The 16771-nt window shown below is 69.1% G+C and carries 14 protein-coding genes; 11 read left to right on the forward strand and 3 right to left on the reverse strand.

Annotation, left to right across the window (positions count from 1 at the left end; translation table 11 throughout):
• Positions 1–356 precede the first annotated feature (356 nt).
• From mihF to OG405_RS06405, 11 genes are all read left to right on the forward strand, one after another.
• A complete protein-coding gene (gene mihF, locus OG405_RS06355) occupies positions 357–677 on the forward strand; it encodes an integration host factor, actinobacterial type (protein ID WP_039825551.1) in 321 nt (106 codons plus the stop codon).
• Between the two features lie 20 nt (positions 678–697).
• Positions 698–1270, forward strand: a complete 573-nt coding sequence (gmk, locus tag OG405_RS06360; protein WP_327150691.1) for a guanylate kinase — start codon at positions 698–700, stop codon at positions 1268–1270.
• Between the two features lie 59 nt (positions 1271–1329).
• Positions 1330–1608, forward strand: a complete 279-nt coding sequence (gene rpoZ, locus OG405_RS06365; protein WP_062995869.1) for a DNA-directed RNA polymerase subunit omega — start codon at positions 1330–1332, stop codon at positions 1606–1608.
• A gap of 42 nt (positions 1609–1650) precedes the next feature.
• Positions 1651–2871 (forward strand): bifunctional phosphopantothenoylcysteine decarboxylase/phosphopantothenate--cysteine ligase CoaBC, encoded by a 1221-nt coding sequence (coaBC, locus tag OG405_RS06370; RefSeq protein ID WP_327150692.1) that lies wholly within the window; start codon positions 1651–1653, stop codon positions 2869–2871.
• A gap of 298 nt (positions 2872–3169) precedes the next feature.
• Entirely contained in the window at positions 3170–4381 is a 1212-nt protein-coding gene (gene metK / locus OG405_RS06375; RefSeq protein ID WP_327150693.1) for a methionine adenosyltransferase, read from the forward strand.
• A gap of 119 nt (positions 4382–4500) precedes the next feature.
• Positions 4501–6627, forward strand: coding sequence for a primosomal protein N' (locus tag OG405_RS06380; RefSeq protein ID WP_327152240.1), 2127 nt, complete (start codon positions 4501–4503; stop codon positions 6625–6627).
• A gap of 371 nt (positions 6628–6998) precedes the next feature.
• Complete coding sequence (locus OG405_RS06385; RefSeq protein WP_327150694.1) at positions 6999–7661, forward strand: PadR family transcriptional regulator; 663 nt, start codon at positions 6999–7001, stop codon at positions 7659–7661.
• A 212-nt stretch (positions 7662–7873) separates the two neighbouring features.
• A complete protein-coding gene (locus OG405_RS06390; protein ID WP_327152241.1) occupies positions 7874–8749 on the forward strand; it encodes an esterase/lipase family protein in 876 nt (291 codons plus the stop codon).
• Between the two features lie 166 nt (positions 8750–8915).
• Positions 8916–9458, forward strand: coding sequence for a peptide deformylase (def, locus tag OG405_RS06395; RefSeq protein WP_327150695.1), 543 nt, complete (start codon positions 8916–8918; stop codon positions 9456–9458).
• A complete protein-coding gene (fmt, locus tag OG405_RS06400; RefSeq protein WP_327150696.1) occupies positions 9458–10378 on the forward strand; it encodes a methionyl-tRNA formyltransferase in 921 nt (306 codons plus the stop codon). The genes def and fmt overlap by 1 nt, the downstream gene beginning before the upstream one ends.
• Before the next feature lie 635 nt (positions 10379–11013).
• Complete coding sequence (locus OG405_RS06405) at positions 11014–12318, forward strand: RsmB/NOP family class I SAM-dependent RNA methyltransferase (RefSeq protein ID WP_327152242.1); 1305 nt, start codon at positions 11014–11016, stop codon at positions 12316–12318.
• Between the two features lie 235 nt (positions 12319–12553).
• On the opposite strand, the gene OG405_RS06410 is transcribed toward OG405_RS06405, so the two are convergent.
• The 3 genes from OG405_RS06410 to OG405_RS06420 form a co-directional block, all read right to left on the reverse strand.
• A complete protein-coding gene (locus OG405_RS06410; protein WP_327150697.1) occupies positions 12554–14704 on the reverse strand; it encodes a molybdopterin oxidoreductase family protein in 2151 nt (716 codons plus the stop codon).
• A gap of 195 nt (positions 14705–14899) precedes the next feature.
• The gene (locus OG405_RS06415; protein WP_327152243.1) at positions 14900–15673 is read right to left on the reverse strand and encodes a SigB/SigF/SigG family RNA polymerase sigma factor; all 774 of its coding nucleotides are present in this window, start codon (positions 15671–15673) and stop codon (positions 14900–14902) included.
• Between the two features lie 191 nt (positions 15674–15864).
• Positions 15865–16287: an ATP-binding protein gene (locus OG405_RS06420; RefSeq protein WP_327150698.1), complete on the reverse strand. Its 423-nt coding sequence runs from the start codon at positions 16285–16287 to the stop codon at positions 15865–15867.
• Positions 16288–16771 lie beyond the last annotated feature (484 nt).

Below are 16771 nucleotides of genomic sequence, written 5' to 3' on the forward strand. Positions count from 1 at the left end.
CGCATCATCCTTCTGGAGCCGGCCGGCAGGCACTCGAGCGAAAATTTCCCAGAAAATTCCTGGTAGGGCGGCTGGGAGGTAGCCAGCGGGTCGGAAGGGAGTGTGGTTATCACGCCGCAACTCCGATCTGTGCTCGAAAACCTGCTGATGACAGGCTATTTCGTGATCGGCGGGGTGGGACCTGCGGTTACGGCAAGCAGGGATGCGGGCAGGTGCGAACAGGGGTGGTAGGGGGTCCGATTCATGCCCTGACCTGGGGGGTGGGTTCGCAATCCGGGGGCTTCGTGGGTACGGTCGCTGAGACTGCCGGGTAGTTCGGTAGTTGAGTATGAAATGAATGATGAGACGGAGGAACCGTGGCCCTTCCCCAGCTGACTGATGAGCAGCGCGCTGCTGCTCTGGAGAAGGCGGCTGCCGCTCGCCGTGAGCGGGCAGAGCTCAAGGATCGCCTGAAGCGTGGCGGCACCGATCTGAAAGAGGTCCTCGGCCAGGCCGAGACCAATGAGATCATCGGCAAGATGAAGGTGCGCGCACTGCTGGAAGCCCTGCCCAAGGTCGGCAAGGTAAAGGCCGAGGAGATCATGAACGAGCTCGAGATCGCGCCGACCCGACGGCTGCGTGGTCTCGGTGACCGGCAGCGCAAAGCGCTGCTCGCCAAATTCGATCTCGGCGCCTGACAACCTCGGTGGTCGAGAACATGACGAAGGGTCGGCTGGTTGTACTGGTCGGCCCCTCGGCCGTGGGCAAGTCCACCGTGGTGCGATGCGTCCGCGAACGGCTGCCGGAACTGGTTTTCAGCGTCTCGGCGACGACACGGGACCCGCGTCCCGGTGAAGTCGACGGGCGCGACTACCGGTTCGTCGGCCGGGCCGAGTTCGACACGATGATCGAAGCCGGTGATCTGCTCGAATGGGCGGATATCCACGGCGGGCTACAGCGGTCGGGTACTCCGGCCGCGCCGGTGCGCGCCGCATTGTCGGAGGGCCTGCCGGTACTCATCGAGGTCGACCTCGAAGGAGCACGCTCGATCCGGCAGGCGATGCCGGAGGCCGTGCTGGTATTCCTCGCGCCGCCCAGCTGGGAGGAGCTGGTGGATCGGCTGCGCAGTCGCGGCACCGAATCGCCGGAGGTCATCGAACGCCGACTGGAGACCGCACGGGTGGAATTGGCCGCACGTGACGAGTTCGACACCGTGATCGTGAACGACACCGTGACCAGCGCCTGTACGCAGTTGGTATCGTTGTTCGTCAGCACGAATTCCAATTCGTAGCCCGCTGCGCGGCCGAGAGCCGTCGTGTAGCCGAGCCCAGACCCGCAGGAGCTTCCTCAGTGAGCAGTTCGGACACCGTTACGCCCGCCTACGACACCCCGATCGGCCTCACCAACCCGCCGATCGACGAGTTGCTCGACCGCACCTCGTCCAAGTACAGCCTGGTGATCTACGCGGCCAAGCGCGCCCGTCAGATCAACGACTACTACAACCAGCTGGGTGACGGCATCCTCGAATACGTCGGCCCGCTGGTGGAGCCGCTGCCGCAGGAGAAGCCGCTGTCGGTGGCGATGCGCGAGATCCACAGCGATCTGCTCGAGCACACCGAAGGCGAATGACCCGCTAGCCGGGCGGCAGGCCGATAGGGCAGGAGGCGCGCTATGGCGCGGGTAGTTGTCGGGGTGGGCGGCGGGATCGCCGCGTACAAGGCATGCGCGCTGGTACGACGGTTCACCGAGACCGGCCATACCGTCCGGGTGATCCCCACCGACGCGGCATTGCAGTTCGTGGGTAAGGCGACCTTCGAGGCGCTGTCCGGCCATCCGGTGCACACCGGAGTCTTCTCCGATGTGCCGGAGGTACCGCATGTGCGACTGGGCCAGGAGGCGGAACTCCTCGTCGTCGCGCCCGCCACCGCGGATCTCATGGCGCGAGCGGCGCACGGCCGCGCCGACGATCTACTCACCGCGACCCTGCTCACGGCCCGATGTCCCGTGCTGTTCGCGCCCGCCATGCACACCGAGATGTGGGAGCACGCGGCGACCGTCGCCAATGTGGCGGCCCTGCGCGCGCACGGCGCCACCGTGATGGAACCCGCGTCCGGTCGGCTCACCGGCACCGATACCGGTCCGGGGCGGCTACCCGAACCCGAGGAGATCTTCGGGCTCGCGTCGCTGCTCCTCGAACGCACCGACGCGGTACCGCGCGATCTGGTGGGCAAGCGGGTGGTGATCACCGCGGGTGGCACCAGGGAACCGCTGGATCCGGTCCGTTTCCTCGGTAACCGCAGTTCCGGTAAGCAGGGGTATGCGCTCGCCAGAGTCGCCGCCCAGCGCGGTGCCCAGGTCACGCTCATCGCCGGGAACACCATCGAGATGGCGCCGCCGGCGGCGGTCGAGCTGGTCCACATCACCACCGCCGAGCAGCTGAAAACCGCCGTCGACAAGCACGCGGTCGGCGCGGACGCGGTGATCATGGCCGCTGCGGTCGCCGATTTCCGGCCCGCCTCGGTGGCTGCCGACAAGATCAAGAAGGGCAAGGACGAGCCCGCCACCATCGCCCTGGCCAAGAACGAGGACATCCTCGCCGGCCTGGTCCAGGAGCGTCGGGAGGGCAGGCTGCCCGGAACGGCCATCGTCGGATTCGCCGCCGAAACCGGCGACGCGGACGGCGATGTGATCACCCACGCGCGGGCCAAACTGGCCCGTAAGGGCTGTGATCTGCTGGTGGTGAACGCGGTGGGCGACGGTAAGGCGTTCGAGGTCGACACCAACGACGGCTGGCTGCTGCGCGCGGACGGTAGTGAGCAGGCGCTCGATCACGGATCGAAGGCGCTGCTGGCCAGTCGTGTCCTGGACGCGCTGGGCCCCCTGCTGAGTTGAAAACCGGCGGGGCTCGCGCCGCCGCACTGCGCCGGTAGTCCTGGACTGGCGGTCGGATGGATTCCACATCGAGCGGTCCCGCGTACCGCTCGAACGCGATACGATCCAGCCGCTTCGGGGTCGGCGGGCCGCTGCGCGGGTACGACCGGGCACTACTCGATCGGAAACCCATACGGGTTGGTGTCCGAAACCCCGATCAGGCCGCCCGTTCCAATAGTCTGAGAGTTCAGGGTCGCGACCGCAGCCGTACGCTACGGTCCCTCCCGGACACGAGTAACCGTTGAGGAAGAAGGAAACTGTGCGCACGTCCGGTAGCCGGCTATTCACCAGTGAGTCCGTGACCGAGGGTCATCCGGACAAGATCTGTGACGCCATCAGCGATTCCATCCTCGACTCCTTGCTCGCCCAGGACCCCCGCAGCCGGGTCGCCGTGGAAACCATGGTGACCACCGGCCAGGTGCATGTCGCGGGTGAGGTCACCACCGAGGCCTATGCGGATATCCCGCATATCGTGCGGGAGAAGATCCTGGAGATCGGATACGACTCCTCGGCAAAGGGATTCGACGGCAACTCCTGCGGTGTCAATATCGCGATCGGTGCCCAGTCGCCCGATATCGCGCAGGGTGTCGACACCTCGCACGAAGCGCGGGTCGGTGGCTCCGACGACGAGATCGAACAGCAGGGCGCCGGTGATCAGGGCCTGATGTTCGGTTACGCGAACACCGACACCCCCGAACTCATGCCGTTGCCGATCGCGCTGGCCCACCGCCTGTCGCGCAAGCTCACCGAAGTGCGCAAGACCGGTGTGCTGCCGTATCTGCGCCCCGACGGCAAAACGCAGGTCACCATCGAATACGAGGGCGACAAGGCCGTGCGGCTGGATACCGTGGTGCTGTCCACCCAGCATGCCGCCGATATCGACCTGGACAATCTGCTGGCCCCGGATATCCGGGAGAAGGTCGTCGACGCCGTCCTGTCCGAGATCGCGATCCCCGATCTGGATATCTCCGATATCCGCCTGCTGGTGAACCCGACCGGGAAGTTCGTACTCGGCGGCCCGATGGGCGACGCGGGCCTGACCGGCCGCAAGATCATCGTCGACACCTACGGCGGGATGGCCCGCCACGGTGGCGGCGCATTCTCCGGTAAAGACCCCTCGAAGGTCGACCGTTCGGCCGCCTACGCGATGCGCTGGGTCGCCAAGAACGTGGTCGCCGCCGGTCTGGCCGACCGTGTCGAGGTACAGGTGGCCTACGCGATCGGCAAATCCGCGCCGGTCGGCCTGTTCGTGGAGACCTTCGGTACCGAGAATGCCGATCCGGCCAAGATCTCGGCCGCCATCACCGAGGTATTCGATCTGCGGCCGGGGGCGATCATCCGCGATCTGGATCTGCTGCGCCCGATCTACGCGCCCACCGCCGCCTACGGGCATTTCGGCCGCACCGATATCGATCTGCCCTGGGAGCGCACCGACCGCGCGGAAAAGCTGCGCGCCGCCGCCGGACTGTAAGTTCCACGTCCCGCGTGGATCGACCACCGACCGACACCCCCGCCGACTCCGCGTCCGCGGGGGTGTCGGCCGAGTCGGGGCCGCCGCGCCGCCGGGCCGCTCGCGCGAAAAAGCCCGCGATACCGGAGACCGGGCCGATCGAGTACCCGATTGCCCGGGTGCTCCCGCTGCTCACCCCGGCGCATCTGGACCGCGATTTCGACTATCTGGTGCCGCCGGAACTCGACGAGATCGCCCGGCCCGGTGTCCGGGTCCGGGTCCGATTCGCGGGACGGCTGGTGGACGGCTACCTGTTGTCCCGGCACGCGGAATCCGAGCACCGGGGCAAACTCGTCCGGCTGGAACGGGTGGTATCCGCCGAACAGGTGCTCACCCCGGAGATCCTGCGACTCGCGACGACTGTGGCGGCCCGGTACGCCGGAACCCGTGCCGATGTACTGCGGCTGGCGGTCCCACCGCGGCATGCCCGGGTGGAGAACGGCGGGCCCGTCGAGAAGGGCGTAGGGCCGGAGCTCGCGCCGGTGTCCGTGGACGATCGGCAGAACCTACCTGTCGGAGCGGGCGGGCCGGCCGGCGGTACGGCGCAGCACGAACCGGCTCACCCCGGTGAACCCGTGCCGGAAGTCGACGCCCCGGCTTGGCATCGCTACCGGCACGGAGATGCCTTCCTCGCCGCGCTGGCGAACGGCCGGGGTCCGCGGGCTGCCTGGCAGGCGTTGCCGGGGGAGGACTGGGCGCGGCGGCTGGCCGAACTCGCGGCGGTGGTGGTCGCGGGTGGGCGCAGTGCCGTCCTGATGGTGCCCGATCAGCGTGATCTCGATCGCGTGCTGTGCGAATGCGAACGGCTGGTGGGTGATTCGGCTGTCGGACTGTCGGCCGGGCTGGGACCGGCGGCCCGATACCGACGCTGGCTGGCCGTACTGCGGGGCACCGCGCGCGTAGTGGTGGGTACCCGCAGCGCGGTTTTCGCGCCGGCGGCGGATCTCGGCCTCATCGCGATCTGGGACGACGGCGACGATACCTACGCCGAACCGCGTTCCCCGTATCCGCACGCGCGCGAAGTCGCCATGCTCCGGGCCCACGACACCGGGGCCGCCTTCGTAGCGGCGGGATTCGCCCGGACCGCCGAGGTCCAGGCGATCGTGGAATCCGGTTGGGCCCACGATCTGCTCGCCGACCGGGCGACCCTGCGGGCGGCCGCACCGCGGATCAGCGCCCCCGGTGATACCGACGCTGCGCTGGAGCGGGACCCGATGGCGCGCGCGATCCGCATTCCGGCCGCTGCCTTCGCTGCCGCCCGGCAGGCACTCGCCGCTGGGGCCGGGGTGCTCGTACAGGTGCCGCGCCGCGGCTACGTTCCGGCGCTGGCCTGCACGAAATGCCGCACACCCGCGCGCTGTCGCCGGTGCGTGGGGCCGCTGTCGTTGCCCGGGGTCGACCGGCCCGCTACCGATTCGGGTGCCGCGCACAGCCCGGTCTGCAGGTGGTGCGGCCGCACCGAAGCGGCGTTCCGCTGTCCGGTCTGCGGCGGGCGGATACTGCGCGCCGTGGTGATCGGTGCCGCGCGGACCGCCGAGGAACTGGGCAGAGCGTTTCCCGGGGTGCCGATACGCGGGTCCAGCGGCGCGGCCCTGCTGGATACGGTGCCGCCGGGTCCCCAGGTGGTGGTGGCCACCGTGGGCGCCGAACCGCTGCTCGACGGGGGCTACGGTGTGGGGCTGCTGCTGGACGGCTGGGCGCTGCTCGGCCGCGCCGATCTGCGCGCCACCGAGGACACGTTGCGGCGTTGGTTGAGCGCCGCGGCCCTGGTGCGGCCGGAGGGTCAGGTGCTGGTGATGGCCGACCCCGCTGTGCCGACCGTGCAGGCCCTGCTGCGCTGGGATCCGGCGGGTCACGCGGCCGCCGAACTCGCCCAGCGGACCGAGGTCGGGTTTCCCCCGGCGGTGCGGATGGCGGCGGTCGACGGCACCTCGGCGGGGATCTCCGGTCTGCTGGCCGCCGCCGACCTACCGGTGGAGGTGGAGGTGCTGGGCCCGGTGCCGTTACCGCCCGGTGCGCGACCGCCGTCGAGTGCCCGCAACGCCGGCGACGACGCGGGGGCCGAGGTCGAACGGATACTGCTGCGTGTGCCGCGGCGGCGCGGCGCGGCCCTGGCGCGGGCGCTCATCGCGGCTCAGTCGATCCGCAGCAGTCAGCGGGCGGATTCACCGCCGCGCGTTCAGATCGATCCCTTGGATATCGGCTGACCGCGGGGGCCTTCGGCGAGCGCGGTGGCTGCCGCCGTCCATTCGCTTCTCGGCCCGGAGCGGTGGGTCGCTCCTGACGGGCTGACACGTTCGCGGCTGCCGCCTGATCGTCTCGGCGCCCACTCGATCGGCCGAGGTGGGCCGAGGCCGTTCGGCGAATGTGCCGGACGAGGGTTCTGGCTCCGTGCAGTCGGGCGGGAGAAGGCCCCACTGTCGGCGGACCGCAACGAGCGGCGCTCCACGTCTTCTGCGCTCACTGATCTCGCGACGTCCGAACCGGTTGGGAATTTCCGGACCCAGGGTTGTGTTGGATAGATTGTCGATATATCGTCGATGCTACGCAAACCGATCGAGTAGCTCAGGAGGCTGCTATGGAGAACATCGAGAACGCAGAATTTCGAATGGGTCGTGGGCGTCGCGGCCGTGGACCTCGGCCCGGCGGATTCGGACCGGGCGGACCGCAGTTCCGGCACGGGGGACCGCCCGGCTTCGGACCTGGCTTCGGCGGGGGCTTCGGACCCGGTTTCGGCCCTGGTTTCGGGCCGGGATTCGGCCGTGGGCGGGGTCGCGGTGGTCGCGGCCGGCGCGGTGACGTCCGAGCGGCGATTCTGCTGCTGCTCACCGAGCGTCCCATGCACGGCTACGAGCTGATCCAGCAGATTCGCGAACGCAGTGACGACCTCTGGCGGCCCAGCCCGGGCTCCATCTACCCGGCGCTGTCCCAGCTGGAGGACGAAGGTCTCATCACCATCGAGAAGGTGGCCGGCCGCAAAACCGCGCAACTGACCGAGACAGGCACCGCCCATGTCGCCGAGCATCGTGCGGAGCTCGGCGATCCGTGGGCCGAAGTCAAGCAGGGGGTCGGCGAACAGGCCAGCGACCTGCGGGCCCTGATCCCGCCACTCCTGGGTGCGGTCGCGCAGGTAGCTGCCGCAGGTACCCCGGAACAGGCCGGCAAAGCGGCCGCGGTGCTCACCGACGCGCGTAAAGCGTTGTATCGCATCCTCGCCGGAGACGAGGAAACCGGAAAGTAACGGGGTGGTCAAAACCTCGGGCACCGGTTTTCCGGGGAGCCGGCAGGGTAGAAGATCAGGTGGTGAAACAGTATCGATGGCCGACGGGGCGGGACGGATCACCACGCGGCAGGTTCATCCGGCGGGCGGTGACCGTGGCCGTCGCACTGGCTGGGTCGGTGTTGCTCGCGAGCGTCGAGAGCACCGCCCAGCCAACGGGTTACCTGGCGCCGATGGTCCCCACCGACTCCGGCCCACCGCAGCCCGACCATCTGGGCGCAGTGCTGTACATGAAATCCCACCCGAACGCGGTGCCCCGCGGTGTCAATGATTTCGGGTGTGTCCCGGACGCCGCACACCCCCGTCCGGTGATCCTGGCACACGGCACGGACGCGAGTGCCTATACCGACTGGTCGGTCATCGGGCCGCAGCTCGTGGATCAGGGATTCTGCGTATACGCGCTGAATTACGGCGGGAAACCCGGCGCCGGAACCTTCGGCACCGAGGACATCGTGCTCAGCGGCTATCAGATCGCGCAGTTCGTCGACGACGTCCGCGCCGCCACCGGCGCCCCGAAGGTCGATCTCGTGGGATTCTCCCAAGGCGCCAATGTGACCCGCTACTACATCAACAAACTCGGTGGCGCCCCGAAGGTCGGCAACTGGGTCGGTCTCGCCTCACCCACCTACGGCGGCGTCATGTACGGGCTGGTGCCGCCGGCCCAGCAGATCCCGGGTGCGCTGGATCTGGCGGCCCGGGCGGTCTCGGTGGCGGCGGTCCAGCAGGCGCAGGGGTCGCCATTCATGCTGGAACTCAACGCGGGCGGCGATACCGTGCCCGGGGTCCGTTACACCACCGTCGGCAGCCGGGCCGACGAAGTGATCCAGCCCTTCGAGAACATCGCCCTGCGTGGGCCCGGTGCCGACAACATCGTCCTGCAGGACCGTTGCCCGGTCGATCTCACCGGCCACTTCCACATGGTCTACGACCCGTACGTATACCAGCTGCTGCTGGAGGTCCTCGACCCCGGCCGTGCACCCGAACCGGTCTGCGTCCCTGTCGCACTGGGCACCGGGATCCCTCAGGTGGTCATCGGTGGCAATATCTGATTGCTGTGTCCGGCGGCGCGTCCGGCGAAAGGAGCCTGCCGTAGCCACCGCTCGGGCGCGACGCAGGGGTCGGGCGAACCGTGCGCGGGTGAGGCACTGAAAGTGGCCGCGGCCGCCTACCTAGAATGAGAGCTTTCCGCCCTGCCACCTCTCTTCGGGAGCTACCGTGACCGTCCAGTCCGTCCGCCTCTTCGGCGATCCCATCCTGCGAGCCCGCGCGGCAGAGGTCACCGAATTCGGGCCCGAACTGCGGCAGCTGGTGACCGATCTGACCGACACCATGTACGACGACGGCGGGGTCGGGATGGCGGCCCCACAGATCGGTGTCGGGTTGCGGGTCTTCGTCTACGACACCCGTGATGCCCGCGGGCATCTGATCAACCCGAGCTGGACCGCGCTCGACGAGGAGGAGCAGATCGGTCCCGAGGGCTGCCTGTCCATTCCCGGGGTCAATCACGACACGCGGCGTGCCATGCGGGTGCGGGCGACCGGGGTGGATGTGGACGGTAACGCGGTCGAGTTCGAGGCCGCGGGCCTGCTGGCACGGTGTGTTCAGCACGAAACCGATCATCTGGACGGCACGCTGTTCATCGACCGGCTGGATCCGCCCGACCGGAAGCAGGCCATGCGCACCATCCGCGAATCCGATTGGTTCATCGCCGGGCTGACGGTCCGGCCCAGCCGCGCACTCAGCGAGCGGGACCGCTGATGCGGATCGTCTTCGCCGGGACGCCCGAGCCCGCGGTTCCGGCGCTGCGCCGGCTGCTGGATTCCCGGCACGAGTTGGTCGCCGTGGTCACCCGCCCCGATGCCGTCGCCGGACGCGGCCGCAAACTGCAGCGTTCACCGGTCGGTCTGCTCGCCGACGAACACGGCATTCCGGTCCTCACTCCCGGAAAACCCGGTGAGCCGGAATTCGTCGAGGCGCTCACCGAGCTGGCGCCCGACTGCTGCCCGGTGGTGGCCTATGGCGCGCTGTTGCCGGCCCGGGTCCTCGATATCCCGAAGCACGGCTGGATCAACCTGCATTTCTCGTTGCTGCCGGCCTGGCGTGGCGCGGCACCGGTTCAGGCCGCGATCGCGGCCGGCGACGAGATCACCGGGGCGTCGACGTTCCTGATCGAAAGCGGTCTGGATACCGGACCGGTCTACGGAGTGGTAACCGAGCGGATCGCGGTCACCGATACCGCCGCGGACCTGCTGGCCCGGCTTTCGGACAGCGGTGCGGCGCTGCTCGAGCAGACCCTCGACGGTGTCGAGGACGCGACTCTGCAGGCGGTTCCGCAACCGGCGGACGGGGTCTCCTATGCGCCGAAGATCACCGTCGAGGCGGCGCAGGTGCGCTGGGACCAGCCCGCTCTGGCAGTGGGTCGCGCGATTCGGGCGGTCACCCCGTTTCCGGGAGCCTGGACCGTGGTGGCCGGGACACGGCTGAAACTCGGGCCGGTGGAACTGGTCGAAGAGGTACTGCCGGAACGGCAGATCGAGGTACGGAAGACCGGTGTCTTCATCGGGACCGCCACCACGGCGGTGCGGCTGGGCCAGGTGCAGCCGCCGGGTAAACGGATGATGGCAGCTCTCGATTGGGCGCGCGGTGCGCGTCCGGCGCCCGGCGCGGTGGTCGAATGAACGGCTCGGGCGGCGACCGGTCGCGGGGATTCCGCCGGCACACCGCACCCCGCGGGCCGGAGTCCGACACCTCGCGCAGCGAATCGCAGGAGCGTTCGCCGAATTCCCGGCAGGATGGGCGCCCGGGTGACTCTCGACGCGATGACCGGCCGGGTGGTTCCCGGCAGAGCGATCGCGCGGCCGCGCCGCGCCGCCCGGACCGATCGGCCGGGACACCGCCGGACAACGCGAATACCGCAGGAGGAGAGCGGCAGCGGCGGAACAGGCCCGAGCCCGGCACCACCGGTGGCGATCCCCGGTCGCAGCGGAATCGCGGTTCCGGCTCCGGTGACGAGGCAGGCGACGCCCGCCGTCCCGGGCGGGATGCGGGTGCGGCCCCGGAACGTAGGGCCGACGGCCCGGGAGACCGGAAGAGAACCGGCGTCGAGAACACGCAGACCGGTCGTCGCCGAGGCGGGGAGGGCCGGGACGACCGGCGTGGTGAGTCTCGGGGGCCGGCGGGCGCGAAGCGCCATGGCGGCGGGAAGCGGGCCGAGGGGGCCGGAGCGGACCGGAAGCGGGCCGAACGTGGCAGTACCTCCGCGCGTGCGGACCGGCCGGTACCCAAGCCTGCGGATCCGGCACGCACCGTCGCGCTGGAGACCCTGCGTGCTGTACGCGACCGGGATGCCTACGCGAATCTGGTCCTGCCCGGACTGCTGCGCGAGTACCGCGTGGAAGGACGTGACGCCGCCCTGGCCACCGAACTCGGTTACGGTGCCTGCCGTGCCCTGGGTGTGCTCGACGCGGTGATCGCCGATTGCGCCGGTCGTGAGATCGACGAGATCGACGGCTCACTGCTGGACATTCTGCGACTCGGTACGTACCAGTTGCTGCGCACCCGGGTCGAACCGCACGCTGCCGTGCACACCTCGGTCGAATTCGCGCGCATCGAATCAGGTTCGGGCCGTGCCGGATTCGTCAATGCGGTACTGCGCCGGGTCAGCGAGCGGAGCCCGGAGGAATGGGTCGCCCGGCTCGCCCCCGGCGACCCTGTCGCTCGGCTCGCTTTCGAACACGCTCACCCGGTGTGGATCGCGCGGGCGTTCGCCGACGCGCTGGGCGGCGACGCGGGCGAACTGCCCGACCTGCTGGCCGCCGACGATGCCCGCCCGCTGGTGCATCTGGTGGCCCGCCCGGGGGATATCACCGCCGAGGAACTCGCGCTGGTCACCGGCGGTGCGGAAGGCCGCTGGTCGCCGTATGCGGTGTATCTGGAGGGCGGCGATCCCGGCGCCCTGGAACCGGTGCGGGAGGGAATGGCCGCGGTCCAGGACGAGGGCAGCCAGCTCGTGGCCCTCGCGCTGACCCGAGCGGAGCTGCACGGCGATGACGGCGGCCGCTGGCTGGACCTGTGTGCGGGTCCGGGCGGTAAGACCGCGCTGCTCGGCGCACTGGCCGATATCGACGGCTACCGGGTGGACGCGGTGGAACCGGCGAAGCACCGCGCCGAACTCGTCCGCGCCGCGACCAAGGGCCTGCCGGTCGAGGTGCATATCGTCGACGGCCGCGACACCGGCCTGGCCCCCGGCTACGACCGGATCCTGGTCGACGCCCCGTGTACCGGTCTCGGCGCGCTGCGCCGCCGTCCGGAGGCCCGCTGGCGACGCACCCCCGGCGATGTCGCCGCTCTGGTCACTCTGCAGCGTGAACTGCTGACCGCGGCCTGGGACCTGCTGCGCCCCGGCGGCGTCGTGGTGTATTCGACCTGCTCGCCGCATTTGCCGGAAACCGTTGCTGTGGTCGCGGATGCGGTCCGGCGCACCGGCGCCGAACAACTGGACGTGCGACCGCTGCTCCCCGGCGTCACCGGCCTCGGTGCCGGGCCCGCGGTTCAGCTGTGGCCGCATCGGCACGGCACCGACGCCATGTTCGCGGCCGCGCTGCGCAAACCCGTGTAGTCACCGGGCGTGGGTGTCGACGGATTTCCGAGTCCGCCGCGCTCGCGCCCGGCACACTTGATCCGTGGGTATCACCTAAGCGAACGTGGTACGACTGGCCGCGGACCTGCCGGACGCCGCCTGGTGGCTGGCAGCCCCCGCTGGGCTGCGCCGGGCCCGGGAGAGCGCGGGCGACAGCGATCAGCCGCCGGCCCGGCCCTGAACGGGTTGCCGGCGCGAGGGCCCGCGCAGCCGACTACACAGCGTGGACTTTCACCCAGGTGCTGTTGACGGCGGCGTTGCCGGAGATGCGGTCCACCTGTTCCGGATCGTGCAGCAGGTTGACGTTCGCGCCGGGCACTCCGGCCGCCACCCTCCAGCCGACACCAGGTTCGCCGTGACCCCAGCCGTGCGGGATGGCGACCGTGCCCGGCCGGATCTCGTCGCTTATCTCCACCGGAACCACGATGGAGCCGATAGGGGAGCTCACCGTTGCCCGGCCACCGTCGGCCAACCCGCGAGCGGCCGCGTCCTGCGGGTGCATGAGCGCGGTGCAACGGTCGCGACCCTTCACCATCGCCGGCACGTTGTGCAACCAGGAATTATTGCTGCGCAGATGGCGGCGGCCGATGAGCCGCAGATCGAAACCCTGGTCGCGGTCGGCGCCGCCCGCACGTGCCTCGTCGAGCAGCCGGCGTGCCTCGAGGACGAACCGCCGGGGCGCCAGCTGGACCTTGCGGTCGGCGGTGGCGATGAGCGAGCGCAGGCGCGGTTGCAGCGGGCCCAGGTCGATACCGCCGCGTGCCGCCCGCACCTTCTTCAGCGTGACGCCGCTACGCCCGCGCCGCAGCACACCGTGCGGACCGGCCGCTATCCCCAGCGCTGCCGCCCGCAGCGGGCTGAACCGGGCGAATACGGCGTTGAGTGCTCGGCCGGTGAGCGAACGCAGCGGGAGCGGCAGGATCTCGGTGGTCAACCGCGCCATGATCTCCCAATCCTCGAGACCGTCGTTCTCCGGTTCGACCGCCCGCGTATTGAACCGGATGTTGTTATGGACGCTGAACATGGTGAGCAGGATGTCGAGGTCCTCGCGTTCCAGCGGCGAGAGGGGCGGCAGGATGATGTCGGCGTGCCGGGTTGTCTCGGTGATGTACATATCCACGGCCACATAGAAATCCAGCGATCCCAGCGCCTTGTCGAGTTGTCCGCGTTGCGGGGTGGACAGGACCGGGTTGCCCGCGTAAGTGATCATGGCGCGGATCCGGTCCGGTCCGTCGTCGAGGATCTCCGGGGCCAGTGCCGCGACCGGCAATTCGAACCGGAACGATTTGTATTTCCCGGAGCGGTCAGTCCAGGCGCCGTAATACGGCGATATCCGGCGCGCCAGTGGCATCAGATCCACCGCCGGGGTGGCATACATCTGGCCGCCCGGCCGGTCCAGGTTTCCGGTGATCGCGTTGATGGTGTTGACGAGCCAATGGGTGACGGTGCCGGTCAAGGTCTGGCACACCCCGATCCGTGCGTACATCACCGCCGATTTCGCGGCCGCGTGCTCGCGGGCCAGACGCCGGATCGTCTCGGCGTCCACACCGGCGCAGGGGGCGGCGTCCTCGGGCGTGAAATCGGCGACCAGATCCCGCAACTCGTCCAGACCGGCGCACTGGGTGCGGACGGCGGTCCGGTCGCACAGATCCTCGGTGATCAGCACGTGCAGCATTGCGAGCAGCAGGTACGGGTCGCCGCCGGGCAGGACGGACACGTGTTCGTCTGCCAGGCGGGCGGTCTCGGTGCGCCGCGGGTCGATCACGACGACCTTGCCGCCGCGGGCGCGCACATTCTTGATCCGGTTCCGGGCGCCGGGCATAGTGGTGACCGATCCGTTGGACACCGCGGGATTGGCGCCGATGATCACCATTCGGTCGGTGCGGTCGATATCGGCGATCGGCATCAGGAAATTCGACCCGTACATCTGCCAGGCCACGAATTCCTGCGGGAACTGGTCGATCGAGGAGGCCGTGTAGAAATTGCGGGTCATCAGGGCTATCCGCAACGCGAAGGCGTACATGATCGCCGAATTGTGCGCGGCCGGGTTACCCAGGTACATACCGACCGAATGCGGCCCGTGGTCGCGGCGAACCTGCCGCAGTCGGGTACCGATCTCGCGGAAAGCCTCATCCCAGCCGATGGGTTCGAACGTGTCGCCGACCCGGCGCACCGGGGTGCGGAGCCGGTCCGGATCGTCGTGCAGGCCGGCCATGGCGGTGGCCTTGGGGCAGATGTAACCCTTGGACAGGACATCGTCGGGATTGCCCTCGATTTCGACGACTTTCGTGTCCTCGACGGTCACCAGGATGCCGCAGTGCGCCTCGCACAGGGTGCACTGCCGGGCGATGGTCTCAGCGGTCATAACTCACATCACCTTCCGCAGCGTCGTCGCCGACGCGCGATCCGCAGGAACGCCGGATTACGGGCTGATCCGGCTGATCGGTTGCTCGGGTGAGAAAAGCGGGCTCTCAGGTGATGGCCGATTGAGATGAATTCCCACTCATGCTCTCATGTGAGAGTAGACCGACCGGCGAAGTGGGCACAACAGTCGCGCCGGCTACTCCCGCGACGATTGTTCGCGCAACCTCGCCAGCGTCTTCGCGAGAATTCGCGAGACGTGCATCTGTGAAATACCCATCTGCTGCGCGATCTGGGTCTGGGTCATCGACTCGAAGAACCGCATGGTCAGAATCCGGCGCTCCCGCTCGGGGAGCCCGGCCAGCAGCGGTCGGATCGCCACGTATTCCTCGACCCGGTCGAACTGCGCTTCTTCCTCGCCGAGGGTATCCAGCAGCGAGGCATCGGTATCGCGGCCCACCGAGGCCGCGTCGATCGAGGTCGGCTGGTAGGCATTACCGGCGATCACGGCCTGGGTCACCTCGTCCGGGTCGACATCCAGTTCGGCCGCGATCTCCTTGGCCGTCGGCGAGCGCCCCAGCGATTGCGACAGCGAGTCCACGGCGGCACCGATCCGCAGATGGGTCTCCTTGACCCGGCGTGGCACCCGCATCGCCCAGGTGTTGTCGCGGAAGTATCGGCGGACCTCGCCCATGATCGTGGGCACCGCGAAAGACAGGAAGTTCGAGCCGCGCGAGATATCGAAACGATCCACCGCGTGCACCAGGCCGACCCGGGCGACCTGGGTGAGATCATCGAACGGTTCGCCGCGGCCGCTGAACTTGCGAGCGATATGGTCGGCCAGCGGAATGCACCGGGCGATCAACTCGTTGCGCAGCGCCGCCTGCTCCGCCGAATCCGGTTCGGTTCCGGCCAACCGGACGAACAGGTCCGCGACATCGTCGTACCCGCCCGCCGAGGACGAATTCTCCAGCTCGGTGCGGGTTTCGGTATCTGCCTCGGCGTCGGCTTCAGCGGTATCGGCTTCAGTGGTATCGGTCTCAGCGGTGCCTGTCTCAGCGGTGCCGGCCGCAGCGGTGCCGGCCGCAGGGGTGCCGGCCTCGTTCGCCGAAGCTTTTTCGTGCTCGCCCCCGGGGGATTCGAGCGGCTTCTCCTGCTCGGTCACTACGCTTTCCCCCGGGCCCGACGGAATTCGACCGCTGTCGGATATCCGGAAACCTGCTGATCGAAGGGGTCCTGCCGGGCGTCGACCGCATCGGTCAAGGTACGCAGTACATGCCAGCCGAAACTCCGCGCATCGGGCAGCCCCTCCCGCGACGCCACCCCGGCGACCAGCACTCGCAGTTCGGTATCGCCGATGCTGAAGACACACTGCAGACTCGTATCCGGGGCAGCCAGGCCGATCAGGGTCGAGCATGCCTCGTCCACCGCCAGCCGGATATCGGCGACCTCGTCCAAGGTGAAATCACTGAGCAGGACCAGGGTCTCGGCGAGACCGCGCACGATCGGCAGCTGTGTCGCCGATGCCGCCACCCGAATCTCCACCGGGGCACCGTGGAGCCCTTGTTCCGCCGAAGTATTGATCACGCAGCCGAGTGTATGGGCGAGCTGCCACATAGAGGGGGCCGGGGCACGCACCCGAACGGAATCCGCCCGGGGAGCACCGCCGACCGCGATGGGCGACCGCCGACCGCGCCCGGTACTCGTAGCAGGTCCACACCGGCTCGATGGCACTCGCGGCCGGGTTCGTGGATGGATCTCGCCCCGCACCAGGCGCAGCAGGACCTCGGCCACCCCATCCGCGTGCGACCGGAGTCGGGCAGCCGCTCCGCCGCGCCCGACCGCGTGCACTTCGGCCCACCCATCCGGAGATCGGCACCCACCGAGCACCTACCGAACCGTCGACCAGCCAGGTGACCCGCCCCCATCCCTCTTTCGTCCATTCCAGATGGTCAACATCCGTGGTCGGGGCCCGCCCCGGTTCTGGAGCGACAGAGCGAAGGAGCGCAGCGACTGAGCGCCGGAGTGAAGAACCGGGGTCACGAGGGCCCCGACCGCCCCGCCGAAGGCG

It is taken from the genome of Nocardia sp. NBC_01329, from assembly GCF_035956715.1.
GTDB lineage: Bacteria > Actinomycetota > Actinomycetes > Mycobacteriales > Mycobacteriaceae > Nocardia.